At 75.2% G+C, this 25200-nt stretch carries 15 protein-coding genes and 1 pseudogene; 7 read left to right on the forward strand and 9 right to left on the reverse strand.

All coding sequences use genetic code 11. The features are described 5' to 3' along the window. Window position 1: 1 nt before the first annotated feature. Genes K7I03_RS30390 through K7I03_RS30410 form a run of 5 tightly spaced genes read right to left on the reverse strand, consistent with a single transcriptional unit; the run spans window position 2 to window position 5868 of the window. Window positions 2–1012 (reverse strand): class I SAM-dependent methyltransferase, encoded by a 1011-nt coding sequence (locus K7I03_RS30390; RefSeq protein ID WP_185940923.1) that lies wholly within the window; start codon window positions 1010–1012, stop codon window positions 2–4. 5 nt (window positions 1013–1017) lie between these two features. Continuing rightward, the gene (locus K7I03_RS30395; protein ID WP_185940924.1) at window positions 1018–2268 is read right to left on the reverse strand and encodes an MFS transporter; all 1251 of its coding nucleotides are present in this window, start codon (window positions 2266–2268) and stop codon (window positions 1018–1020) included. After that, on the reverse strand, window positions 2265–3551 hold the full coding sequence (locus K7I03_RS30400; protein ID WP_185940925.1) for a lysine N(6)-hydroxylase/L-ornithine N(5)-oxygenase family protein: 1287 nt from the start codon (window positions 3549–3551) through the stop codon (window positions 2265–2267). Before K7I03_RS30400 ends, K7I03_RS30395 begins: the two co-directional genes overlap by 4 nt. Continuing rightward, window positions 3548–4555: an OsmC family protein gene (locus tag K7I03_RS30405; protein ID WP_185940926.1), complete on the reverse strand. Its 1008-nt coding sequence runs from the start codon at window positions 4553–4555 to the stop codon at window positions 3548–3550. Before K7I03_RS30405 ends, K7I03_RS30400 begins: the two co-directional genes overlap by 4 nt. After that, window positions 4552–5868, reverse strand: a complete 1317-nt coding sequence (locus K7I03_RS30410; protein WP_224347290.1) for a trans-sulfuration enzyme family protein — start codon at window positions 5866–5868, stop codon at window positions 4552–4554. The genes K7I03_RS30405 and K7I03_RS30410 overlap by 4 nt, the downstream gene beginning before the upstream one ends. A gap of 267 nt (window positions 5869–6135) precedes the next feature. Here K7I03_RS30410 and K7I03_RS30415 point away from each other — a divergent pair, with 267 nt between their 5' ends. The 3 genes and pseudogenes from K7I03_RS30415 to K7I03_RS30425 form a co-directional block, all read left to right on the forward strand. Then, a complete protein-coding gene (locus K7I03_RS30415) occupies window positions 6136–7092 on the forward strand; it encodes a 2OG-Fe dioxygenase family protein (protein ID WP_185940928.1) in 957 nt (318 codons plus the stop codon). After that, entirely contained in the window at window positions 7082–7531 is a 450-nt protein-coding gene (locus K7I03_RS30420) for a GFA family protein (protein WP_185940929.1), read from the forward strand. Before K7I03_RS30415 ends, K7I03_RS30420 begins: the two co-directional genes overlap by 11 nt. After that, a pseudogene (locus K7I03_RS30425) lies at window positions 7528–8673 on the forward strand (MalY/PatB family protein); the annotation flags it as partial. The gene K7I03_RS30420 and the pseudogene K7I03_RS30425, both read left to right, overlap by 4 nt. Before the next feature lie 63 nt (window positions 8674–8736). Here the strand turns inward: K7I03_RS30425 and K7I03_RS30430 are convergent. Further along, a complete protein-coding gene (locus K7I03_RS30430) occupies window positions 8737–10314 on the reverse strand; it encodes a BTAD domain-containing putative transcriptional regulator (RefSeq protein ID WP_185940930.1) in 1578 nt (525 codons plus the stop codon). A gap of 654 nt (window positions 10315–10968) precedes the next feature. Here K7I03_RS30430 and K7I03_RS30435 point away from each other — a divergent pair. Both K7I03_RS30435 and K7I03_RS30440 read left to right on the forward strand, forming a co-directional pair. Beyond that, window positions 10969–11148, forward strand: a complete 180-nt coding sequence (locus tag K7I03_RS30435) for a hypothetical protein (protein WP_185940931.1) — start codon at window positions 10969–10971, stop codon at window positions 11146–11148. A gap of 172 nt (window positions 11149–11320) precedes the next feature. After that, window positions 11321–11545 carry a hypothetical protein gene (locus tag K7I03_RS30440; protein WP_185940932.1) on the forward strand — a complete coding sequence of 75 codons (225 nt, stop codon included), beginning with the start codon at window positions 11321–11323 and terminating at the stop codon, window positions 11543–11545. Here the strand turns inward: K7I03_RS30440 and K7I03_RS30445 are convergent. Continuing rightward, window positions 11512–12873: a CAP domain-containing protein gene (locus tag K7I03_RS30445; RefSeq protein WP_185940933.1), complete on the reverse strand. Its 1362-nt coding sequence runs from the start codon at window positions 12871–12873 to the stop codon at window positions 11512–11514. The genes K7I03_RS30440 and K7I03_RS30445 overlap by 34 nt on opposite strands. Window positions 12874–13806: 933 nt before the next feature. Between K7I03_RS30445 and K7I03_RS30450 the strand changes: the two genes are divergently transcribed. Continuing rightward, window positions 13807–14409, forward strand: coding sequence for an HD domain-containing protein (locus K7I03_RS30450; protein WP_185940934.1), 603 nt, complete (start codon window positions 13807–13809; stop codon window positions 14407–14409). A gap of 36 nt (window positions 14410–14445) precedes the next feature. On the opposite strand, the gene K7I03_RS30455 is transcribed toward K7I03_RS30450, so the two are convergent. Together K7I03_RS30455 and K7I03_RS30460 are read right to left on the reverse strand one after the other, a co-directional pair. Beyond that, window positions 14446–14946, reverse strand: a complete 501-nt coding sequence (locus K7I03_RS30455; protein ID WP_185940935.1) for an NUDIX domain-containing protein — start codon at window positions 14944–14946, stop codon at window positions 14446–14448. Window positions 14947–15353: 407 nt separating this feature from the next. Beyond that, window positions 15354–16163 carry an AfsR/SARP family transcriptional regulator gene (locus K7I03_RS30460; protein ID WP_185940936.1) on the reverse strand — a complete coding sequence of 270 codons (810 nt, stop codon included), beginning with the start codon at window positions 16161–16163 and terminating at the stop codon, window positions 15354–15356. Window positions 16164–16843: 680 nt separating this feature from the next. Here K7I03_RS30460 and K7I03_RS30465 point away from each other — a divergent pair. Further along, window positions 16844–25096 carry a type I polyketide synthase gene (locus K7I03_RS30465; protein ID WP_185940937.1) on the forward strand — a complete coding sequence of 2751 codons (8253 nt, stop codon included), beginning with the start codon at window positions 16844–16846 and terminating at the stop codon, window positions 25094–25096. Window positions 25097–25200 lie beyond the last annotated feature (104 nt).

A 25200-nucleotide genomic window follows, 5' to 3' on the forward strand; every position in this document is an offset into this window, starting at 1 on the left:
GTCACCGGGGTTCGAGTTCGAAGATGACCTCGTTGGCGACCATGCCGATGTCGTGCTTGTGCCGCAGCCGCCAGCCGCTCTCCGCGAAGACGCCCTCCCAGTCGGCCATGGTGGGCATGAAGGTGCCCATCAGGTCGTGTGCGACCTCGAAGCCGAGCATGAACACCGGCATCTCCGCGTCGGGCACGCCCACCGAGCGGGTGGCGTCGCCGAGCAGGAACCGGCGGGCGTTCGGGAAGAGTTCACGGAGTCGGGCGAGGGTCGCCACGCACTGCTCGCGGGGCCAGAAGTCGTGCCCGGCCATGAAGCAGGTGAGCAGGTCGACCTCGGTGAACTCGGGGCGCGGGTCCATGGTCAGCATGTCCGCCTCGACGAAGGACAGCCGGCCGGCGAGACCGGCGTCCGCCGCGTCGGCCGCCGCCACCTTCAGCGAGTCCCCGGCGATGTCCACGCCCAGGCCGCGGGCGTCGGGGTGGCGGCGCAGGATCTGCATCAGCCGCTCGCCGCTGCCGCAGCCGAGGTCGGCCGCCACCCGGACGTCGAAATCCAGGCCCTCCATCGCCCGCCAGAACCACGGGTCGTAGCAGAAGACGCTGATCTCCTTGCAGGAGCGGGCGATGGCGACGGGGTCGCGCTGGTAGAAGGTGCCGGCGCGGTTCTCGTTGCGGAGCACCGACGGCATCTGGCGGAACAGCTCGCCGCTGCCGTTCATCAGCCAGTGGAAGAGGGAGCGGGTGCGGTGGATCTCGGCGAAGTCCTCCGCCGGCACCACCCGGGTGCCGTCGCGGCGGACGACGCCGACCGAGGCGAGCGCCCGGAACATGCCCAGCGTGGACGCCGGGTCGAGGTCGTGGCGGGCGGCGAACTCGGCCGTGTCCAGGGAGCCCCGCTCCTGGAGCTCGTCGAGCGCGCCCACCTCCCAGGCCGCGCCGATCGCCCACGCGGCGACGGCAGAGTTGTAGATGCGGGCGGAGGTCGCCCAGGACGCGGCGTCCGTGTCCGTCGTCGTCATTGTCGTCACCTGTCCATTCCGATGGAGGGTTCAGTGGTGGGGAGGTCGGTGGGCGGCCGCTCGGCCGCCGGGCGGCGGGTACGGATCCGCGCGCCGCCCGCGCACACCCCGGCGGCGGCCACGAGCAGCAGTCCGCCGGCGCCGGAGGCCGCGAAGCCCCAGCCGGGCGACGAGCGGTCCATGACGAAGCCGATCGCGGGGGAGCTGAGGGCGCCGCCGAGCCGGGTGGCCGAGTCCTGGAGGCCCATGGCCATGCCGCGGGCGTGCGGCGGCGCGAGCCGGCTGACGCTCTCGGCGATGGCCGCCAGCGTCGGCGCGCACACCAACTGCATGGGTACCAGGGCCAGTCCGAGCAGCCACCACGGTCCGGAGACCAGGCCGGCCGGGATCACCAGCAGGGACAGCAGGCCCATGAGGGCGGACTGCGGCAGTGCGCGGGGCAGGGCGCCGTGGACGACGCCGCCGACGATGGACCCCAGGGCTAGGATGGCGACCGCCACCCCGGTCCAGGCGGTCTCGCCGCCGGCCCGGAGCACGGCCACCAGGGCCAGTTCCGTCCCGCCGAGCACGAACAGCACGCCCATGGAGATCAGCAGCGTGGCCGTCATCCGCCCGTCGAGCCAGGTCCGCGGCCCGTCCGGGGCGGGCGCCGCCGCTTCCTTCTTGCCGCGCAGCGGCGGGTTCTGGACGTACAGCAGCACCGCCGTCACGGCGACGACCGCGCCGATCACCGTCAGGGCGAGCCGGCTGGAGAACTGGGTCGCCAGGTAGATGCCGACGGCCGGTCCGACGATGAAGGACGTCTCCATCGCGACGGCGTCCACCGAGAACGCCGTCCGCCGCCGGTCCTCCGGCACCAGTGCCGTGATGACCTGCCGGGAGAGCGAACTCACCGGGATCACCAGGGCGCCCGCCGGGAACGCGGCGACCAGCAGGGCCTCGTACGGCAGCCAGGGGACGCCGATCCAGTACGCGGTGGCGACCGTGGCGCAGACCGCGACCACCGGCCGCAAGCCGTGCCGGTCCAGGGCCCGGCCGACCGCCGGGGCGCCCACCATCGTGCCGACGGTGGTGGAGGTCGCGACGAGACCGGCGGCCACATAGCCCCGGTGCAGGCCGTTCACCACGTGCAGGGTCAGGGTCAGCCCCATCGCCGTGACCGGCAGCCGGGCCACGAACATCAGCAGCACCGAGCGGGCCATGCCCGGGACGGCGAACACCTCGCGGTAGAGGCGCGGGCGCGCTTCGGCGGTCACGGGCGGGCCCCCACGCGGTCCTGGGGCCCGAGGGCCGACTCGTCCGCCTTGAGGTCGTAGTGCTCCCGGCCCAGCAGGCTGTTGAGGATCACGGCCGAACGCCAGGCGGCCAGCGACAGGTTGGGGTCGGCGACGCCGTGGGTGTGGCGCGCCGCGCCCTGGACGTAGATGCGGTGCCGGTCGGGGCCGTCCCAGCGCACCCGGTAGTCGGCCTCCACCGCGTAGCCGTCGTCGGTGACGGGCATCCGGTCGCGCAACCCGTCCATGCAGGAGGGGAGTTCGGTGCGGTAGCCGGTGGCCAGGACGACCGTGTCGCAGGACAGGGCGCGCCGGCCGCCGGTGACGGTGTCCTCCAGCTCGGCGCGGAACCCGCCGTCGGCGTCCGCGAGCCCGGTGAGCCGCACCCCGGCCAGCAGGTCGTGGGTGAACGGGCGGTCGGTGAGGTAGTCGAGCGCGTACAGCCGCTCGTACACCCGGGCCAGCAGCGCGCGGGTGATCCCGGTCCCGGCGGACCGCTGCCGCTCCAGCAGGGCGGCGCGCGGGCCGGCCGGGAGCTCGCGGAAGTACTCGACGTAGCGCGGGTTGAACCACTCGTCGGCGAACGGCGAGTCGTCCAGCGGGGCGAAGCCCTCGCGCCCGGTGACCCAGGTCAGCCGGCGCGGCAGCCCGGCCCGGCCGGACATCAGGTCGAGCGCCACCTCGGCCGCGCTCTGCCCGCCGCCGACCAGCAGCACGTCCCGGCCGTCCAGCCGGTCGTCCCGGTGGAGGTGGTCGGCGGCGTGCCACAGGCGGCGGCCGGTGACGCCGCGGGCGCAGTCGGGGACGTACGGGGTCCGGCCGACACCGAGCACGACGTGGTCCGCCCGGTGGACGCGGCGGCCGGTGCGGACGGCGAACCCGTCGCCGTCGTGCTCCACCGCCTCGACCCGCTCGCCGAGCCGTACGTCCAACTGCTGGGCGGCCCAGGTGACGTACTGGTCGAACTCCTTGCGGCTGACGTGGTCGGCGGCGGCGATCAGGTGCCGGTACAGCCGGCCCCGCTCGTGCAGGAAGTTGAGGAAGCCGAAGCGGCTGCGCGGGTCGACCAGGGTGACCAGGTCCTTGACGGGGCTCACCTGGAGCCGGGAGTCGGGCCAGAGCAGGCCGGGGTGCCAGGCGACGGAATCGCGGGCCTCCAGGGCGGTGACGCGGAGGCCGTCGACCGGCTCGGCCAGGGCGGCCAGGCTCAGATTGGCCGGTCCCGCGCCGACGGCGAGGACGCGGAGGGCGCCGTCTGGGTTCATGCCGGACACGACTCCACCCGGTGCGAGGTCAGCCGGACGGCCGGGGCCGCCTCGATCAGGTACCGCACCTCGGACGCGGCCCACGCCGCCGCGACGACCTTCTCCAGCTCGGCGCCGGAGAGCCCCGCCGGGTCCGGGACCGCGCACTCCATGTCCTGGAGCTGGACGACGGCCGACGGGTCCGCCTGGAGCAGCCCCCCGACGTCCTCCGTGCCCCTGACCGTGACCCGCCAGGTCGTCGCCCGCCCGGTCAGCTCGCGGGCGGTCCGGCCCAGGTGCGAGGCGACGTCTGCGGCGAGGCCCATCAGCAGGTACTCCTGCGGGTTCGGACCCCAGTCGACGCCGGTGAGCTGCTTGGGGGCGTCCACGCGCAACTCGTCGGCCGGCTGCTGGCCCAGGGGCATGGACGCGAGCTGGGTGCCGCTGATCCAGCGCACCCGGCACGCGGCCGGGCGGCCGGCGGCCGGTGCGCCCTCCGCCGTGGCGGCGTGCGCCGGGGCGGCGTCCGGCCCGTAGCGCAGGGCGACCGGGACCGGGCGGGTCAGGGTGGTGTAGTTGGGGCTGAACCGCTCGACCTGGCCGACGAGTTCGGCGACCGTCTCGTCGTCCGGCACCCCGCCGACGTCGATCCGGCTCGCCACCGCGCCGCCGTCCCAGGCGATGTCCATGTCGGCGCTCTCGAAGACCACCGACTGGGCGCTGCCGCCGCCGACCAGCGTGGTCAGCGCACAGGAGGCGACGCCGGTGAGGGCCAGGTGCATCGGCAGCGGACCGTCGGCGCCGGGCGCGTCCGTACCGTCCGGGAGGGCGACGTCCCGGAGCTCCACCGAGAAGCGGCGCGCGGACTTCACCGTGCCGAACAGCGCCGGGCCGATCTTCGCCGACAGCCCCCGGTACGGCGAGGACTGCGCCTCGGCCGCGTAGCGGAACGCCGCCTCGGCGGGGTCGTTGCGGATCTCGTGGACCACTTCGCTGAAGCCGGCCGTGTTGAAGCTGTTCCTCATCGCATGTCCTCCTCTGCCGGTGCGCCGAGCGCCTCGTCCAGGTCCCGGACCAGATCGCGGACGTTCTCGATGCCCACCGAGAACCGGACCAGGCCGGGATTGATACCGATCCGGGACCGCTGGCGGGCGGTGAGCGAACTGTGCGAGGTATTGCTCGGCATGCTCACCAGGGATTCGACGCCGCCCAGGCTCGTCGCCACATAGGGAATCCGGAGTCTCTTCATGAATTCCAGGGCGGCCTCGTCACCGCCGCGCACCTCGAAACTCACCATGCCGCCGAAACCGCCGTAGTCCGCGTTTTCCAGGCCGGCATAGCGGGGGCCGCCGAGCTCCGGGTGGTGAACGGCGGCTATGCGCTCGTGCCCGGCCAGGAAACGCGCCACTTCCGAGGCGTTGGCGTTCTGCGCGCGGACGCGCAGCGGAAGGGTCTTCATTCCCCTTTCGAGGAGGAAGGCGGCGAGCGGTTCCAGGGTGCCGCCGAAGCGCAGCGCCTGCGCCCAGATCCGGTCCAGGAACTTCCGCCGGCCGACGACCGCGCCGGCGGTCAGGTCGCTGTGCCCGGCGAGGTACTTGGTGGCGCTGTGCACGACGACGTCCGCGCCCAGCTCCAAGGGGCGCATGTTGACCGGGGTGAGGAAGGTGTTGTCCACCACGAGGAGGGCGTTGGCCTCCTTCGCGATCTCCGCCAGACCGCGTACCGACGGCGCCTTCAGCAGCGGGTTGGTCAGCGTCTCGAAGAACAGCAGCTGGGTCTCCGGACGGATCGCCGCCCGGACCGCGTCCAGGTCGCAGGGGTCGACGAACGTCACCTCGCGGCCGGCCGACGGCATGTCCTCGCGCAGCAGGTTGTAGGTGCCGCCGTAGACGTCGTAGGCCGAGACGATGTGGCTGCCCGCGTTGGTCAGGGCGTAGATTGTGCTGGCCGTGGCGCTCATCCCGGAGGACGTCACCAGCGCGCTGCGGCTGCCCTCCAGGGCGGCGATCTTCTCCTGCACGGACCACTGCGAGGGGTTGCCGTACCGGGTGTAGATGGGGACGTCGCGGGAGGTCCCGTCGGAGAAGGCCGCGTAGCTGGCGTCGTCCAGCAGGAAGGTGCTGGTCTGGAAGACCGGGGTGCCCACCGCGCCCGTCACCGGGTCCTCGTACGTCCCCGCGTGCACGGCGAGCGTCTCCGGCGAGATGTCACGGGACAGGACCCGGTGGTGCGGGGTGACGGGCCCCGCGAACCGCGAGCGGGTGAGGTCGCCGAACCACTTGGCGCCGTCGTTGCGGCCTTCTTCGAAGCCGATCGCCGTACGGCTCTCTTTCGCCACGAGCACCCCTAGCTTTTCTCCGGTACGGACGGCAATTTCGCTGTCGGTCCGAAAAGCTAGCAGCGGCCCGTCGACGAAACGTCAACGCGTTGTGGACGCGGTGTCGACGCGCTCGTCGACGCCGTTTCCCGGACGCTTCCCGATAACCGCGCGGAATATGACGGCACTTGACACGGCATTCCCGCGCTCCCTACGTTGACCGCGGAATGCGGGGCCGCGGTCATGGTGACGGCCTGCCCTCGTCCGACCCATCACCATGGAGGTCGAGTGACAACCTCGGAATTCACCGTCGACGCCGTCTCCGAAATAGCGGAGATCAGATCCCGGTACGTACGCGACCGGGCGGTCTTCGTCGAGGGCGCGCGGATGACGGAGATCCTCAGCTTCCTGGGCGCCTCCGACGCGGACCTGGAACGGCTGAAGCACGTGAGCGACGGCCTGCGGGACGACCCCACCCTGCCGTTCCGGAAGTCGCGCAACGGCCGGTTCTGCCTCGACCCGGTCGAACGGCGGGCGCGTCGGCTGGAGTTCCAGCCGTTCGTCCTCTCCAAGGAGGAGGACTTCGTCCGGCACGACTCGGGCGAACTGCGGGTCTTCGAGGAGGTGCGCGACGACCTCCAGCAGAACACCGCCTTCCAGGCGCTGCTCGCCTTCAAGTTCCTGGTGATCGAGGACGTCGCGATGGCCCACCGCCCGTATCTCGACTACGCGTCACCGCAGTGGATCTGCACCCTGTTCAACCTGCGAACCATCACCGACGCCCGGCTCCGGGGCGAGCCGGCGCTGGAGGGTGTGCACAGCGACGGCGTGGACCACACCATGACCACCCTGCTCGGCAGCACCAATATGACCGACGACAGCGCGGCGACGTTCCTCCACGACATGCGCGAGGCCAACGCCGCCCGCTGGCACGAGGCCGACCCCGGGCTGCTGCTCGGCGAGGAGCGGCACCGCCACTTCCTCGACACCCTCCTCCTCGTCGACCACGAGCGGAAGCACAGCGTCTCGCCCGTGATCGCCGTCGACCCCGAACAGCCCGCCACCCGGGACATGCTGATCTTCTTCACCCGCAAGCCCGCCGGACCGGGGCACGTCTCGCACGCGCACGACTCGCTGCGCCCGCACCCGGACCTGCCGATGACCATGGCCCTGCCCTCGCTCGACGCCCTGGCCGGGACCGCCGGCGCGCACGCCCTGGCGGGGGTGGACCACCGTGCCGGCTGATCACGACGCCCCGACCGGTTCCACGGCGGACGCCGCGCGCGAGATCGAGCGCGTCTGGTACGAGGGCTCCTGCCACTGCGGGGGCGTGGCCTTCTCCGCCGCCGCCAGCCGCACTCTCACCATCACCCTGTGCAACTGCGGCATCTGCTACAAGTCCGGGCACCAGGAACTGATGGTCCCGGAGGAGCGGTTCGAGCTGCACCGGGGACAGGAGTTCCTCAAGCCGTACCGGTTCGGCAACCGGATCGCGGACCACACCTTCTGCGCGGTCTGCGGCATCATGCCGTTCTACCGCCCCCGCTCGCACCCCACCGGGTACTTCAGCGTCAACGCGCGCTGCCTCGACCTGGAGGCCGCCGAACACATCGAGTTCGTGGAGTTCGACGGGCGGAACTGGGAGGCGAGCATGGCCGCCGGACAGCACGTCCTGACCGAATGAGCGTCCGGTACGCGGCCGGGGCCGACGCCGACGCGGAGGCCGACGCGCTCCGCCGCCCCGGCCGGCTCAAGTGGGAGACGGCCGGACCGGACGGTCTCGGCGCCTGCGCCGCCGAGACCGACTACGGCACCGCCCCGCCGGTCCTCGCCGCGTTGCGCGCCGCCGTCGACCGGGACGTGCTCGGCTACCTCACCCCGTCCCTGGCCGCCGAGGCGGGCGCGGCCTGCGCCGACTGGCAGCGGGAGAGCCACGGCTGGGACGTGTCCGGGGACGACGTCCGGCTGCTGCCCGACGTGGTCCGGGCGCTGCACGTCGCCGTCGAGCACTTCTCCCGCCCGGGCTCCCCGGTGATCGTGCCGGTGCCCGCCTACACGCCGTTCCTGGTCGTCCCGCGGCTGCTGAGCCGCGACGTCCTCCAGGTCCCCATGGCCCGGACGGCCGGCGGCCGGTACGCGATCGACCTCGACGCGCTGGACGCCGCCTTCGCCGCCGGCGGACACCTGCTCCTGCTGTGCAACCCGCACAACCCGACGGGCCGGGTCATGGAACCCGACGAACTCCGCGCGGTATGCGACCTAGTGACGCTGCGTCAGGGACGCGTGTTCTCCGACGAGGTGCACTCCCCGCTGGTGCTCGCCGGGCGGCGGCACACCCCGTACGCCTCCCTGTCGGAGGCCGCCGCGCTGCACACCCTGACGGCCACCTCGGCGTCCAAGGCGTGGAACCTCGCCGGTCTGAAGTGCGCCCAGATGCTGCTCCACAACGACGCCGACCGGGAGCGGTGGGCGCGGCTCGGCCGGCTGGCCACCGACGGGACGGCCACGTTGGGCGCGGTGGCCGCCGTCGCCGCCTACCGCGAGGGGCGACCGTGGCTGGACGCGGTGCTCGCCCGGCTGGACCGCAACCGGCGGCTGCTCGGCGAGCTGCTGGCCGCGCACCTGCCGGAGGCCGGATACGTCCCGCCCGAGGGCACGTACCTCGGCTGGGCCGACCTCCGCGGCCTCGGTCTGCCCGAGGCGGACCTCGCGGGCTTCTTCGCGGACCGGGCCGGGGTGACGCTCGTCGACGGGCGCGACTGCGGCACGGCGGGCGAGGGGTTCGTCCGGATCAACTTCGCCACCACGGAGGCGATCCTGACCCGGGTCGTGGAGCGGATGGCCGCGGCCGTCACCGCGTACCGGCGGGACGGTCCCCGCGCGGCGGCGTCACGGGCCGACGCTGGCCCGGGCGGCGAGGGTCTCCACGAAGGAGGCGGCCACCGCGTCGAGCGGACCGTTCGCGTAGGCGGCCAGGGTGCGGCGGATGGGCGGATCCGGGAGGATCACCCGGCCGGCGAAGTGCCGGGGGACCATGTTCGCGGGGATGAGGGCGGGTCCCAGCCCGGAGTGGGTGAGCATCGGGGCGGCGGCGCTCAGCTCGGTGAGCATCGCCGTCCGCGGATGGAACCCGGCCGCGGCGCAGCCCTCGTCGAGGAACCGGGCGAGCCCGTTGCGGGGCGCCAGCCGCACCCAGGCGCGGTCGCGCAGGGCGGTGAACGGCATCCGGGCGCCGGAAGCGGCGGCGGCCGGGTCGTCGGGCGGCAGGACGATGGCGAACTCCTCGGTGCCCAGCAGGCGTACCGGGTGCGGCCATGAGTCGGGGAGCGGGCCGACGGCCACGTCGGCCGCTCCCGAGGTGACGGCCGCCTGGAGTTCGGCGGCGTTCATGTACTCGGTGAGGACGACCTGGGAGGCCGGGTTCTCCTGGTACCAGACGCGCAGCGCGGGCGGGATGACGCCGATGCTGATCGACTGGAGGGTGGCGACGCGGAGTTCGCCCGGGACGCGCGGGACGCTGCCGGCGGGCCACGCCTCCGGCGGCCAGGCACCTGGGCCGAGGAGCAGTCCGGGGCCGGCGGCGGGGGCCGGGGGAGCGAGGGACGCCGGTGGTGCGGGCGGTCTCTCCAGCGGTTCCTGCCGCAGGACGGCCGCGTGGACGCGCCGCAGCTCCACGCCGATGTCCACCCCGAACTCCTCGGCGAGGCAGGCCCGGGTCCGTTCGTGCACGCGCAGCGCCTCGGCCTGCCGTCCGAGCGCGGACAGCGCGGTCATCAGATGGCCGACCAGCCGCTCGCGGGTGGGGTGCCGCCGTGCCTCGGGGGCGAGTTCGGCGGCGACGACGGCCTCCTCGCCGAGCGCCAGCCGGGCCTCGGCCAGTCCTTCGACGGCCGTCAGACGTATCTGCTCCAGCCGTCCGCTCTCGTCGGCCAGCGCGCCGATCTCCTCGAACTCCTCGTAAGGGGAGCCCTGCCAGAGGGCGAGCGCCTCCGTGAAGACGTCCCGCGCGCCCGGCAGGTTCCGGCGGTCCAGCAGCCGGTTGCCGGCGGCCACGGTCAGTTCGAAGCGCTGGACGTCCACCTGTTCCGGGGCCAGCCGCAGGACGTAGCCGGGCGCGCGGTAGTGCAGCAGGGACGGGCCGGTGCGGCCTGCCGGAGAGTCCAGGGCGCGGCGGAGATGGCAGACGTACGACTGCAGGGTGGCCACCGCGCGGCGCGGGGGAGCGTAGCCCCACAGGTCGTCGACGAGCACGCCCGTGGGCACGACCCGGCCGAGCCGGAGCAGGAGCAGGGCCAGCAGCGCGCGGTGGCGCCGGGGGCCGAGGGCCCGTTCGACGCCGTCGTACTGGGCCGACATCGGCCCGAGGACCCGCAGCCGCAGCGCGGCCGTGTCGTCCGCCGCCGCCCGTTCCCGGAAACCGGCTTCCTCGTCACGGGCCGCGAGCCCCGCCACCATCTGCACGGACATGGGTCACCGTTCCCAGAGCAGTGCTCGGCCGCATGCCGGTACTTCGCGACATGCGTCTCTTCGTCGGGTGATCTTGGCATATGGGACGTCCGATGCCCAGGGGTGAGCGGACGGGAGGCGTCCCCCGGCGGAGGCGGGCGGCCGCGCACGGGACTTCGGGGACGGGTCCTCCGGCGGGCGGAGAACCGGGCGAGAGGACGGGCGACTTGAACCTGACGACGAAATCCGTGCCGTCCACGGACTCATCGGCGGTGTGCGCGCTGCTGATTCCGCGTGCTTTCGCTCAAGTACGCGAGTGAGGCGAAGGGCTGCGTGGCGGGGCCGTTCTCGCGGCGGTCGCGAACGTGTCTTTCCGGGGTTTTTCCGGTGTTATACGAACGGAGACGACGGACGGGTCCTTTCCGGTCCTCTTCTTCCCCGGACAGGTCCGTCAGTGTGCTTGTGAGGCGCGAACGTTGCGCCATCCGCGTGGTGAATCCGTTCACGCCGTACGTGACGCGAGACTTCGCCGGACACTTTTTCCGATGCTTCGTATCAGCGTAACGACGGGCTCCTCAATCGCCCGGAGGTCGCTGGAAATCCGGCGTAGAGGTTCCCGAGGGAGCACGGACCGGTGACCCGGACCACCGGGCCGTCCGCCCAGGAGGTTCTGCCATGTCCCTGCTTCCCCCCGCACTGAACAGCGCGGCCCTGCTGGCCGCCGCCACGGGACTCACGGGCGCCGTCACCTTGCTGGCGGTCGTCGTCGCCTCGGTCGCCGCCCGCAGCCCCCAACGCCGCCGGGACGCCCGGGCCACCCTCCGCATCCTCGTCCGGCGGCGTCCGCGGCGGTGAAGCGGCCGGACGGTGTGCGTCCGGTGACGGAAAGTCATGGCGCGGATGTCTCAAATTCCGCGTCGCGGTGAGGGTTTGCTTCTCGGGATCCCCATACGCCCGGAACGTCGGGCGGTAGGCCGCCGGGGGCACCCCCGCCTCGGCGGACAGGTGCCGGCGGAGGGAGGCGCCGGTGCCGAGACCGGACGCGGCGGTGAGGGTGATCCGGTCCACCGGCAGATCGGTGGTCTCCGGCAGCCGGCGCGCGCCGGACGTGCTGCCGGGCCGGCTCCGCGAGGACAGCGGCAGGTGCGGCCGCGCGGTGGTCCAGGCGCGGGCCGCGGCGGTCGCGGCGGAGTTCGTCGCCCGTGGCCGTACGGCCGGTCAGGCGGCGCCGCCGAAGAGCTGGGTCCAGTAGGTGCCCGCCGGGCCGCCGCCCGCGAAGCCCGTGCCCAGGTGGGTGAAGGACGGGGTGAGGATGTTGGCGCGGTGGCCGGGGCTGTTCATCCAGCCCTCGACGACCTCGGCGGGCGAGCGCTGGCCGCACGCGATGTTCTCACCTATGGAACGGTGGACGCAGCCCGCCGCGACGGCGCGGTCCCAGGGCCGCCCGCCGCCCGGGGAGACGTGGGAGTGGTAGCCGCGCGCCGCCATGTCCGCGCTGTGCGCCTGGGCCGCGGCCGTGAGCCGGGGATCGGGGGAGAGGGGGCGCAGTCCGGAGGCGGTGCGGTGGGTGTTGGTGAGGGCGAGGACGGCGGCGGCCGTGCGGGCCAGCCCGTCGGGTGTGAACGGTCGGGCCCACAGCGCCGTCCAGAACGTGTCGCCCGAGCGCCCGTCCACCGCGCGGGCCAGCCCCACCGCCGTGAGGGCGGGGTCCCGCACCGGGCCCGACGAACGGGCGTCCCCCAGGCAGAACTCCAGGAACCCGGCGGGCGACCGCGGCCCCGACACCAGCTGCTCCGCCAGCCCGAGGTAGGCGTAACCGCACGCCGTGACCTGCTGGAACACCGAGATGCCGGACGGGCCCTCGGAGTCCAGCCGGCCCTGCCGGGCCATACCGTCGGCGTGCCGGCGCGCGGCCTCGGCGAGCCGCGCGTCCGCCGCCACCGGCGGCACACCGGCCCGGGCGCGCTCGGCGTTGACGAGGGCGGCGAAGGAGCGCGCGTCGTCCGGGGCGGGGCCGGGGGTGGCCGTCGCGGTGGGGGAGCCGGGGCCGGGGGCGGTCGTTCCGGGACCGGGGGTGGCCGTTGTGACGGGGGAGCCGGGCTCGTCCGCCACCTCGACGCCGAAGTCCCGCGCCACGCCCGCCAGGCCGTCCGCGTACCCCTGGCCCAGGGCACGCAGCTTCCAGCCCGGACCGCGGCGGTAGACCTCGGCGAGGAGCAGCACCGTCTCGTCCGTCGGCCGCGGCGGCGCGAACCGGGCGAGGGCCCGGCCGCCCGGCCCGGTGACCCGCAGGCCCGGGACGGGCAGCGCGGCCGGCCGGGCCCCGGGGTCCTCGGGGCTCACGACGACCGTCAGCCGGCTCGCCCCCGGGCGGAGGGCCGAACGGTCCACCACGACCCGGCCGGAACCCAGCCGGACGCCGGGCGCCGACGGCTGGTTGTAGAAGAGGAAGTCGGCGTCGCCCGCCACCTTCCCGTCCGCGCCGGTGATCAGCACCGACACGTCGTAGGGGCCCGTCACCTCCACGGTCAGGGCGCCGTCGGGCAGCTCCAGGGTGGCTCCGGGGACCAGCGTGCTCATCGGTCATCACGTCCTCGCCGTACGGGAACGGGACGCCGCCCACACCGGACCCGTACCGGCCCCCACGTCCCGCTCCTGAGAACGCCGGGCGGGGGTGGGGCGGTTCCCGGGCGGCCGCCGGGGATGGGCGGGCGGTGCGACTTCCGCTGCCGCCCGGCGCGCGGAGGGCACCGCGCCGGGCGAGCGCGTACGGTGCCGGCCCATGCCCGCGGCCTCGCCGGGCAGTTCGACGCCGCGGACGAGCAGGCCGTGCACGCCGCGCGCGGCAGGTGGACCGCGCGGCGCAGGCTGTCGCGACTACTGTCTGACGCCCGGCTGGTCACCGCTCGTGGACTCCACCCGACGTCCGCGTCCCGGTCGTCCGGCCGGCGGAGGTGGAGCCGCCGCGTCGCGCGGGGAGAGCGGGCCCGCGGTCGTCCGCGCGGGGGCGCCGCGTGTCAGCGGCGCGGGGAGTGTGACACCGTACGACCGGTGACGTCCGCCGGGCGTGGGCGCCTTCTCGGCGTGGCGCTCCCGGTTCCCGGCGTGCGGCTCCTGGCGAGGTGTCCGGCCCGCCCGCGTCCGGGCTCGGCCCTCTCCCTCACCACACCCGCCCGCGCGGGGGCGCCGCGTATCAGCGGCGTCGGGAGTGTGACACCGTACGGCCGGTGACGTCCGCCGGGCGTGGGCGCCTTCTCGGCGTGGCGCTCCCGGTTCCCGGCGTGCGGCTGCCGGCGAGGTGCCCGGCCCGCTCGTGTCCGGCCCGCCCGTGTCCGGGCTCGGCCCTCTCCCTCGCCACACCCGCCCGACGCCCCCCCCGCCCGATCCGCCGGGGCGGCCGCGCGGGCGCACGGGCCGGGCCCGTCCCGCGTCCGCCCGCGCCCCCGCGCCTCGCGCCCCGTACGCCGTCCCACGCCCGTCGCCCTTCCTCCCCTGGATTGTTACGCTGCGAGGATGTCCTCCCTGCCGACGCCCGACGACATCCGCGCCCTCCACGAGAAGTACGCGCCCACCCCCGAGGCGTTCGAGCTCGTCTACACCCACTGCCTCATCGTGGCGGAACTCGCCGAGCGGCTGCGGGACGAGGCGGCGCCGGAGGCGGACGCGGAGTTGGTGCGGGCGGGGGCGCTGCTGCACGACATCGGGGTTTACGAGCTGTTGGACGCGGACGGCCGGCCGCGGCACGGGGAGTACGTGCGGCACGGGGTGATCGGGCACGAGCTCCTGCGCCGGGAGGGGTTCCCGGAGCGGCTGTGCCGCTTCTGCTCGTGCCACACCGGCGTCGGCCTCACCCGGGAGGACATCCGCCGGCAGGGGCTGCCGCTGCCGGAGGCGGACTACGTCGCGTCGACGGTCGAGGAGCAACTGGTCATGTACGCCGACAAGTTCCACACCAAGAGCGACCCGCCGGCGTTCCTCTCCGCCGAGACCTACGCCGCCGGGCTCGCCCGGCTGTTCGGGCCGGAGAAGGCCGATGTGTTCCGGGCGCTGCGGGAGCGGTTCGGCGAGCCCGAACTCGACGGGCCCGCCGCCCGGTACGGGCATGTACGCCGCTGACGGCACGGAACCCGCCGGGCCGTCGGGGGCGGCGCGTCAGCAGGCGGGGTCCGGGACGTTCTCCAGGTAGACCGTGGTGCCGGTGCGCCGCGCCCGGTTGACGGCCGCGAGCCGCCGCCAGGAGCGGCTGTCCATGGTCCGGGCCCAGTCGTCCATCGGCCGCACCTCCCAGGCGTCGTGCTCGCCGGGGTCCAGGACGATGCGGGACAGCGCCTCCCGGCCGAGGCGGCCGCCGTCGAAGACGAACCCGGTCTTCGCCACCGGCCACGGCCCCGGCGGGGCGAAGTCCACGGCGAGCAGCCGCGGCCGGCCGGTGAAGACGATGCCCGTCTCCTCCCGGCACTCCCGCACGGCCGTGCCGAACGGCGTCTCGCCGGGGTCCATGTCCCCGCCCGGGAACTGCCACAGCCCCTGTTTCACCGAGGACCGCAGCTGCAGCGGGCGTTCCTCGGTGTCGGTGAAGAACAGTGCCCCGTACACGGCCGCCTTGGGCAGGCCGGCGACGTACTCGGCGAGTGGCAGTCGCGGTTTCCCCACCTGAACTCCTTCGCTCCCGGCCGGAAGTCCGGACTCCAGGATGCGGCAACAGGACGGGCCACGTGGGACGTGGCGCGAAACGGCCGGATCCGCCCGGCGCGCGGAATCCGGCGGCGCGCCCCCGCGCGGGCGCCCGCCGCCCCGGACCGCGCGCGGCGGCGGTCGGCCACCACCGCTCCCGGGGCCCGACGCCCCCGTTCCGCCGCACGGGCGCGCTCCGGCCGGCATGCCGGTGCGCCTGCCCGGTCACAGGGGATGAGTGCCGGGGAAGGAGCGCGAGCGGCGGCGGCGCTGCGACGGGGCATCGGGGCAGGCAGCCGGTACGGCCGGCAGGGCGAGGGTGAACGCCCGCCCGGAACACGGGCGTTGCGGGACCGCTCGGGTCGGACCGTGATCGGCGGCGGCCGCTAGAGCATCGCGCCCGGGCGCGCCCGTCCGACGGCCGAGGCGCCCCGGAGGATGGAGCCGAACAGGTCCTGCAGCTCCGGGCACGGGTCGACGCCGTACTCGTCCGCCAGCAGGCGCCGCGTCTGGTGGTAGACCTTGAGCGCCTCCGCCTGGCGGCCCGCCCGGTAGAGGGCCTGCATGTGCAGCCAGCTCAGGCGCTCCCGGGTCGGGAACTTCATGCTGAGCGTCGCCAGGTCGGCGGCGATCACGGAGTAGTCCTGCTCCTGGGCCAGTTCGGCCTCCCAGCGGCTCTCCAGGGCCAGCAGCCGCAGCTCCTCCAGGCGGGCCGCGGCCTGTGTGCCCAGTGCGTCGTCGCACATCTCGGGGTAGGGCGTGCCGCGCCACAGGGCCAGGCAGGACTCCAGGGTGTGGCCGGCGGCCTGGTGGCGGCCCTCCAGGAGGAGCCGGCGGCCGTCGCGGAGCAGCTGTTCGAAACGGCAGACATCGATGCGTTCGGGTTCCACGGCGAGGACGTATCCGGAAGCCTCCCGGCGCAGAATCCGGTTACGGCACCGTGGTGGACTGCTTGGTTCCAATTTCCTTCGCAGATTGGACACATAGCTGTGCAGAGTCGTCATCACGGCACTGGGCGGGTTGCGCGGCCATACGGCCTCGGTCAGCCGTTCGGTGGTGACCGCTTCACCCGGTGTCAACAAAAGGGCGGCCAGTACGGCGCGTTGGCGGGCCGGCCCCAGATCCACCGGCAGCCCTCCCGCCCGGACCTCCAGCGGACCCAGAACGCTGATCTGTAACCCGGCAGTTATGGACATCGACACTTTCCTCCTGTCACGACTCCTGACGGCGGCCGGCACCCGGGAATGGTCGCCCCCGCCGGCTCCGAGACCGTTTCCGTGCATGACGATCCGAGGCGCACGTTCGTTCGCACCTCCGCGGCCAAGTGTGCCCCTTTTTTCCTGACGTGGGCAGTCGGGCTTCCGTTCCCGGACGGCAGATGATCCAACAGGACGCCTCCGTACGCACCAGTGTCTTCCGGGCATGATCGACGAGAGGGGTCCCATTGACACGTAATGGCCTCGCATAAACGTGACGAACAACACGTGCGGGACGCAAGACCGCTGGTGCGGCGCACGGGAACCGGCAGCGGTGCCGGACCCCGCCCCTCCGGTCGGACCCCTTCCGGAAAGTCGCCCGGCGCCTTCCGGGCGGCCGCGGGCGTGACGCTTCCGTCGGCCCTCGTTCGGAAAAGGTTCACGCCGCCGACGGTGTGCGGTGGATTTCGGCGACGTAATTCCGTGAACCCCATTGTTTCTTTCTTGTTTCCCACGTCACCCGTTCGTCGTCCAAGAGCGATCCAAGACGGCTTCAAGTCGCCACCAAGACGGCCGCGCTAGGGTGCCCGGAGTCGTCCGGAGAAGTCCGGAAAGAAAGCGGTGAAGGGCCGCGTCCTATTCATGTCCGAGAGCGCAGCCGGGTAACGGGGAGCAGACCGATGAGCAATTCCGAACGCCTTGCGCCGGAACCGCCCTTCGCCCCGGGTGAGGCGGTGGCCGTCATCGGAATGGCCGGGCGCACACCGTGGGCCCTGGACCCGGCGGACATACGGCGGACGCTCGTCGGCGGCCCGGGTGACGGAATAGGCCGGGAGATGGGCGGGGAGCCGGCTCCGCACGCCGTTTCCTGGTGCGACCCGGCATTGTTCGACGCGGAATTCTTCGGCCTTTCCGTGGAAGAGGCGGACCGACTCGGCGCGGAGTCGCGGCTGTTGACGGAGCTCGGCTGGGCGGCGCTGGAGAACGCCGGCATCGTGCCGGGGGCGGGCGGCGTACCGGCCGGCCTTTTCCTCGACGCGCCCGGCTTCCCCGGCGTTCCCGAGGGCGCATCCGCCGCCGTTCCGTCCGGCGGGGCGACGGACGTCGTCGTCTCCGCCCTCGGCCTGGCCGGGCCCGACGCCGCGACGCCGCCGGACGAGGAGCCCGGTGCCGCCGTCGCCCGGGCGGTCCGTGCGCTGGGCGCCGGCCGGTACGGCCTCGCCGTGGCCGGGGCCGCGCGCCTCGGCCCGTCCGCCGCGGCCGGCGCCTTCGCCGTCGTCCTCAAGCCGTGGTCGCACGCGGTGCGGGACGGGGACCGGATCCACCGCGTGCTGCGGCTCGCCGCCGGGGGTGGGGCCGCGGGTGACGGTCCGTCGGACCAGGCCGGTGCGGAGGCCGGTGCGGAGGGGGTCCATGTCGTCGACTTCCTCGCCGCGCTGACCGGCGCGGCCGGCGGCGACTGGGACGGCGTGACCGTGGACGGCGTCCGGCTGGAGGTGCCGGACGGCTTCGCGGCGGCGGCCGCCGAGACGGGCGGCCCGGAGCCCGTGGCCGGCCGGGCGCCCGCCGCCGACTCTCCCGCCCTCACCCCCTGGCGGATCTCCGCGCGCGGCGAAGGCGCGCTGCGGGCCCAGGCGGGGCGGCTGCTGCGGCACGTCGAGGAGCACCCCGAGGACGGGCTCGGCGACATCGGTCTCTCGCTGGCCGCCACCCGCCCGCTGCTCCCGCACCGCGCCGTCCTGCTCGTCGCCGACCGCGCGGACGCCGTGCGGGCCCTGACCGCCCTGGCGGCGGGCGACGGCGCCCCCGGGATCGTCCGGGGCACGGCCGCGCCCGGCGGGACGGACGGTGGCCGGGCCGTGTTCGTCTTCCCCGGGCAGGGCACCCAGTGGCCCGGCATGGCACGCGAACTCCTCGAAGGCTCACCGGAGTTCCGCGTCCGGCTGCACGCCTGCGCCGCCGTGCTCGACCCGCTGACCGGCTGGTCCCTGCTGGACGTCCTGCGCGGCGCGGAGGGCGGCCCCGACGCCGGGCGAGCCGACGTCGTCCAGCCGGTGCTGTTCGCCGTCATGGTCTCCCTCGCCGCCCTCTGGCGCGCCCACGGCGTGGAGCCCGCCGCCGTCGTCGGCGCCAGTCTGGGCGAGATCGCCGCCGCGCACGTCGCCGGGGCGCTGAGCCTGGAGGACGCGGCCCGCGTCGTCGTGCCCTGGAGCGCGGCGCAGGCCCGCCTGGCCGGGCGCGGCGACATGGCCTCCGTCCTCTTGCCCCCGGACGAACTGACCTCCCGGCTCGCCCGGTTCGGCGACCGGCTGGTGTTCGCCGGCGCCAACGGCCCGCGCGCCACCCTCGTCTCCGGGGAGCGCCCGGCCGTCGCCGAGCTGCTGGACGAACTCGCGGCGGACGGCGTCCGCGCCCGCAGGCTGAGCAACGGCCTCGCCGCCCACTCGCCCCAACTGCTGTCGCAGCACGAGCGGTTGCTGGCCGACCTGCGGGACCTCGCCCCGGGCCCGTCCCGCATACCGTTCTACTCCTCCCTCACCGGCGACCGCCTCGACACCCGCGAGCTGGACGGCGCCTACTGGTGCCGCAACATCACCGAGCCGATCCGCTTCGACGCGGCGGCCCGCTCGCTCGTCCGGGACGGCCACCGGGCGTTCGCAGAGGTCTCCCCGCACCCCGTCCTCACCGTGGGCCTCCAGGACACGCTCGACGACGCCGGGGCGGGCGCGGGCGGCGTGGTCGTGGAGACGCTGCGCCGGGACCACGGCGGGCCCGGCCGCTTCCTCGCCGCCCTCGCCGAACTCCACGCGCACGGCGTGGACGCCGACTGGACGGCCCTGCCCGCCCTCGCCGGGGCGCGGCGCGTGGAACTGCCCTCGTACCCCTTCCGGTGCGCCGCCCCCGAGCCGGACGCCGGGTCCGCCCTCGCCCGCCGCCTCGCCCCCCTGCCCGTACCCGAACAGCGGCGCGCGCTGCAGGAGTTGGTGCGCACGCACGCGTCGTCCCTCCTCGACGGCGCCGGGCCCGACGCCGGGGACGACCGCACCTTCCGCGAGCTCGGCCTCGACTCCGCCGCCGGCGTCGCCCTCCGCAACCGGCTCCGGGACGCCACCGGGCTCCCGCTGCCCACCGGCCTGCTCTACGACCACCCGACACCCGCCGCCCTCGCCGAGCACCTGCGCGCGCTGCTGCTCGACCCGCGCCCCGAGCCCGCCGCCCGCCGGACCGCCGCGCGCCGCACCTCCGGCCGGCCGGCCGCCGACGAGCCCATCGCCGTCGTCGGCATGGGCTGCCGCTTCCCCGGGGGCGTCCGCACGCCCGAGGAGCTGTGGCGGCTGGTCGCGGAGGGCCGGGAGACCCGCTCGGAGTTCCCCGCCGGACGCGGCTGGGACCTCGCCGCCCTCCAGCATCCCGACCCCGACCGGCCCGGCACCACCTACGTCCGGCATGGTTCGTTCCTGCACGACGCCGACCGTTTCGACGCCGACTTCTTCGGCATCAGCCCCCGCGAGGCGCTGGCCATGGAGCCACAGCAGCGGCTGCTGCTGGAGACCGCCTGGGAGGCGTGCGAACGCGCGGGGATCGACCCGGCCGGGCTGCGCTCCTCCGCGACCGGCGTGTTCGTCGGCGCCATGCGGCAGGAGTACGGCCCCCGCCTGTACGAGCCGGCCGAGGGCATCGAGGGCCACCTGCTCACCGGCACCGAGGGCAGCGTCCTCTCCGGGCGGCTGTCGTACGTGCTCGGGCTGGACGGGCCCGCCCTCACCGTGGACACCGCCTGCTCCTCGTCGCTGGTCGCCCTGCACCTCGCCTGCCAGTCGCTGCGGCGCGGTGAGTGCTCGCTCGCCCTGGCCGGCGGCGCGACGGTGATGTCGGCGCCCGGCCTGTTCGTCCAGTTCAGCCGGCAGCGCGGGCTGGCCCCCGACGGGCGGTGCAAGGCGTTCGCCGCGGCGGCGGACGGCACGGCGTGGGGCGAGGGCGTCGGGCTCCTGCTGCTGGAACCCCTCTCCGCGGCGCGCCGCAACGGCCACCCCGTGCTCGCCGTCCTCCGGGGCTCCGCCGTCAACCAGGACGGCGCCTCCAACGGCCTCACCGCCCCCAACGGCCGCGCCCAGCGGCGCCTGGTCCGGGAGGCCCTCGCCGACGCGGGACTGAACGCCGACGAGGTCGACGCCGTCGAGGCGCACGGGACGGGCACCAGGCTCGGCGACCCGATCGAGGCGGAGGCGCTGCTCGCCACCTACGGCCAAGGGCGGCCCGCCGACCGGCCGTTGTGGCTCGGATCGCTCAAGTCCAACATCGGGCACACCCAGGCGGCGGCCGGCGTGGCCGGCGTCATCAAGATGGTGATGGCCCTGCGGCACGGCGTCCTGCCGCGCACCCTGCACGTCGACGAGCCGTCGCCGGGCGTCGACTGGTCGGCGGGCGCGGTCGAGGTGCTGACCGAGGAGCGGCCCTGGCCCGAGACCGGGCGGCCGCGCCGCGCGGGCGTCTCCGGATTCGGCATCAGCGGCACCAACGCCCACGTCATCGTCGAGCAGGCACCGGAGGACGGGACGCCGGCGGCCCGCGACGCCGGCCCGGGCGTCGTGCCGTGGGTGCTCTCCGCCCGTACCCCGGAGGCCCTGCGGGAGCAGGCCGGACGCCTCGCGGCCGGGGCCCCGGACGACCCGGCGGCGGCCGGCTGGTCGCTGGCGGCCGGGCGGTCGGCGTTCGCGCACCGCGCGGTGGTCGTCGGCGACGGCCGCGACGAACTGCTGCGCGGCCTGGAGGCCGTCGCCCGGGGCGAGGACGCCCCCGAGGCCGTCACCGGCACGGCCGCGCCGCTCGCCGGGGCCGTGTTCGTCTTCCCCGGACAGGGTTCCCAGTGGGCGGGCATGGCCGTCGGACTCCTCGACGACCAAGCCGAGTTCGCCGACCGGATCGCCGACTGCGAACGCGCGCTCGACCCGTTCGTCGACTGGTCCCTGACCGACGTGCTGCGACAGCGTCCCGGGGCCCCCGGCCTCGACCGGGTGGACGTCGTCCAGCCCGTCCTGTGGGCGGTCATGGTCTCGCTGGCCGGGCTGTGGCGCTCGGCGGGCGTGGAACCGGTCGCCGTCGTCGGGCACTCCCAGGGCGAGATCGCCGCCGCCTGCGTCGCCGGGGGCCTGTCCCTGGAGGACGGCGCCCGCGTCGTCGCCCTGCGCTCCCGGGTCATCCGCGAGGAACTGGCGGGCGACGGCGGCATGGTGGCCGTCTCCCTCGGCGCCGACGCCACCGCCGAGCTCATCGCCGCCTACGACGGACGCGTGTCGGTGGCCGCGCTCAACGGGCCGCTGTCCACCGTCGTCTCCGGCGAACCCGCCGCCCTTGACGACCTGTTGGCCCGCAGTGAGGAACGGGGGATCCGGGCGCGGCGCATCCCCGTCGACTACGCCTCCCACTCCGCCCAGGTCGAACGCGTCCGCGACCGGATCCTCGCCGACCTGGCGGACCTCCGGCCCCGCACCGGGACCGTCCCCTTCCACTCCACCGTCACCGGCGAGGTCACCGACACCGCCCGGCTCGACGCCGCGTACTGGTACACCAACCTGCGGACCACCGTGCGGTTCGCGCCCGTCGTCCGGGAGCTCGCCGCGCGCGGCCGGCACGCGTTCGTCGAGTGCAGCCCGCACCCCGTGCTCACCGTGAGCGTCGAGGAGACCGCCGAGGAGGCCGGGCGGCCGGCCGTCGTCACCGGCTCGCTGCGCCGGGACGAGGGCGGGCCGCGCCGGTTCCTCACCTCGCTCGCCGAGGCGTACACCCGCGGCCTGCCGGTGGACTGGGCCGGGCTGTTCCCCGAGCACGCGCGCCGCTTCACGCCCGAGCTGCCCACGTACCCGTTCCGCGGCGAGCGGTTCTGGGCCACCGCGCCCCGGCCCGCCGGCGACCTCCGGGCGGCCGGACTCGCCGACGCCGGCCACCCCCTGCTCGGCGCCGGCCTCACCCTCGCCGGCGGCGACGAGACCGTCCTCACCGGCCGGCTCTCCCTCGCCACCCACCCCTGGCTCGCCGACCACGCCGTCCGGGGCACCATCCTGCTCCCGGGTACCGCTCTCGTGGAACTGGCCCTGCGGGCAGGCGCCGGCGGCGGTTGCGACACCGTCGAGGAACTGACGCTGGAGGCGCCACTGGTCCTGCCGGCGGACCCGGCGGACGCGGCGGTGGCGGTCCAGATCCGGGCCGGGGCGGCGGACGAGCAGGGCCGCCGGCCCGTCACGGTCCACTCACGCCCGGAGCGCGGCGTGTCCGGTGGGTCTGATGGGTCTCATGAGCCTGATGGGCCTGGCAGGTCCGGTGGGTCGGACGAGGCGGGCGAAGCGTGGACGCGGAACGCCTCGGGCGTGCTCGCCCCCGTGGGCGACTCGCCGGAGTACAACGCGCGGGAGGCGCGGGCCGGCGGCGCCGGTACCTCCGGCCCGCCCGTCGCGGGTGTGGGGGAGGCGTGGTCCGGGGACGCCACCGGCACCTCCGCCGCCTCCGGGACCCTCCCGGCCCCCCACCCCGCCGCCTGGCCGCCGCCCGGTGCCACCCCCGTCAACCTGGACGGCGCCTACGACCGGCTCGCCGCCACCGGGTTCGAGTACGGGCCCGTCTTCCAGGGCCTGACCGCCGCCTGGCGGCACGGTGACGACCTCCTCGCCGAGGTCCGGCTCCCCGAGGACGCGCACGGGGACGCCGGCGCCTACGCCGTCCACCCCGCCCTCCTCGACGCGGCCCTGCACGCGAGCCTGCTCGACGGCACCGACGGCGTCCGCCTGCCCTTCGCCTGGACGGGCGTGACGGCGGCCGCCGCCGGGGCCACCACGCTCCGCGTCCGCCTCTCCCGCACCGGGACCGACACCCTGTCCCTGGAGGCGACCGACGCCGGCGGCCGCCCGGCCGCCCGCATCGCCTCGCTGACGCTCCGGCCCGTCACCCCGGAGCAGCTGCGCGCCGCCGCCCACGGCACCCGCCCGCCGCTCCACGAACTCGCCTGGACCACCCTGCCCGACGACGCCGCGCCGGCCCCCGCCGCGCCCCTCGCCGTGGCCGGGCCCGGGGCCGACGCCCTCGCCGGCACCCTGACCGCCGCCGGCGCCCGCGCCGCCGCCCACCCGGACCTCGCGGCCCTCACCCGGGCCGTCGCCGACGGCACCCCGGCCCCCCGCGTCGTCCTCGTCCCGCTGCTCCCCGAGCCCGGCGCGCCGGAGCGCGAGGACGCCGCCGGGGCGGCGCGCACGGCCGGCCACCACGCCCTGCACCTGGTGCGGTCCTGGCTCGCCGACGAGCGGTTCGCCGCCTCCCGCCTGGTCCTCCTCACCCGGGGCGCGGTCGCCGCCGCCCCCGACGAGGACGTCCCCGACCTGGCGCACGCCCCCGTCTGGGGCCTGGCCCGCTCGGCGCAGACCGAGAACCCCGGCCGCCTCACCCTGCTGGACACCGACGACACCGGCCCGGCCGCCGCCCCCGCCCTGCTGCGCGCCCTGACGGCCGACGACGAGCCCCAACTCGCCGTCCGCGCGGGCGAGATACGGGTGCCCCGGCTGGCCCGGGCCACCGTCGCCGACGGCGCGTCCGGCTTCGGAGGCGGAGGCACCGTCCTCCTCACCGGCGGCACCGGCCTCCTCGGCGGGACGCTCGCCCGCCACCTGGTCACCGCCCACGGCGTCCGCGACCTGCTGCTCGTCAGCCGGCGCGGCCCCGCCGCCGACGGCGCGACGGAGCTGACGGACGAACTGACCGCCCTGGGCGCCCGGGTGACCGTGGCGGCCTGCGACGCGGCCGACCGGGACGCCCTGGCCGCGGTCGTGGCCGCCGCCGAGCCGCCGCTGACGGCCGTCGTGCACCTCGCCGGCGTCCTGGACGACGGCGTCGTCGCCTCCCTGACACCCGACCGGATGGACGCCGTCACCCGCCCCAAGACGGACGCCGCCTGGCACCTCCACGAGCTGACGAGGCATCAGAAGCTGGACGCCTTCGTCCTGTTCTCCTCGGCTGCGGGGCTCCTCGGCACCGCCGGACAGGCCAACTACGCCGCCGCCAACACCTTCCTGGACGCCCTCGCCCACCACCGGCGCGCCCAGGGCCTGCCCGCCCTCTCCCTCGCCTGGGGCCTGTGGGCGGAGGCGAGCGGCATGACCGGCCACCTGGACGACGCCGACGTCCGCCGGCTGAGCCGCGCCGGGCTGCTGCCCATGGCCGTCGACCAGGGCCTCGCCCTCTTCGACGCCGCCCTCACGGCCGGCGGGGACGAGGGCCGCGCCCTGCTCGTGCCCGCCCGGCTGGACACCGCCGGCGCCCGGGCCCGGGCCGAGGTGCCCGCCCTGCTGCGCGGCCTCGTCCGGGCCCCCGCCCGGCGGCCCGCCGAGACGGTCCGGGAGGAGCCGCTGGAGCAGCGGCTCGCCGGGCTCCCGGACGCCGAACGCGAACGCGTCCTCCTCGAACTCGTCCGCGGCCGGCTCGCCGACGTCCTCGGCCACTCCGCCCCGCACACCCTCGACCTCGACCGGGGCTTCCTGGAGCTCGGCCTGGACTCCCTCACGGCCCTGGAGTTCCGCAACCGGCTCGGCGCCGCCGCCGGCCGCCGGCTGCCCCCCACCCTGATCTTCGACCACCCCACCCCGGCCGCGGTCGGCCGCTACCTGCACGAGGAACTCCGTCCCACCGACGCCGCCGGCCCCGCCGACGGACCGCCCGAAAGCCTCCCCGAAGAGCGGGAGTTCCGCCGCGCCCTCGCGGCCGTCCCGCTGGACCGCTTCCGGGACGCCGGCCTGCTGCCGGAACTGCTGCGGCTCGCCGAGGCCGCCGGGGTCCCCGTCGGCGAGGAGGGCGGCACGTCCGACGGTGAGGGCGACGGCGGGAGCGACGGGGACGACCTGGACAGCATGGACCTCCAGAGCCTCGTACGGGTGGCGCTCGGTGACACCTGACCTGCCGGCGACCGACGCGGCGGCAACCGACTTGCCGACATCCGACTTGATGACAACCGACTCGACGACAACCGACCGGCACGGAACAGACCTTCGGAGTGAGC

This window comes from Streptomyces mobaraensis, from assembly GCF_020099395.1.
Lineage (GTDB): Bacteria > Actinomycetota > Actinomycetes > Streptomycetales > Streptomycetaceae > Streptomyces.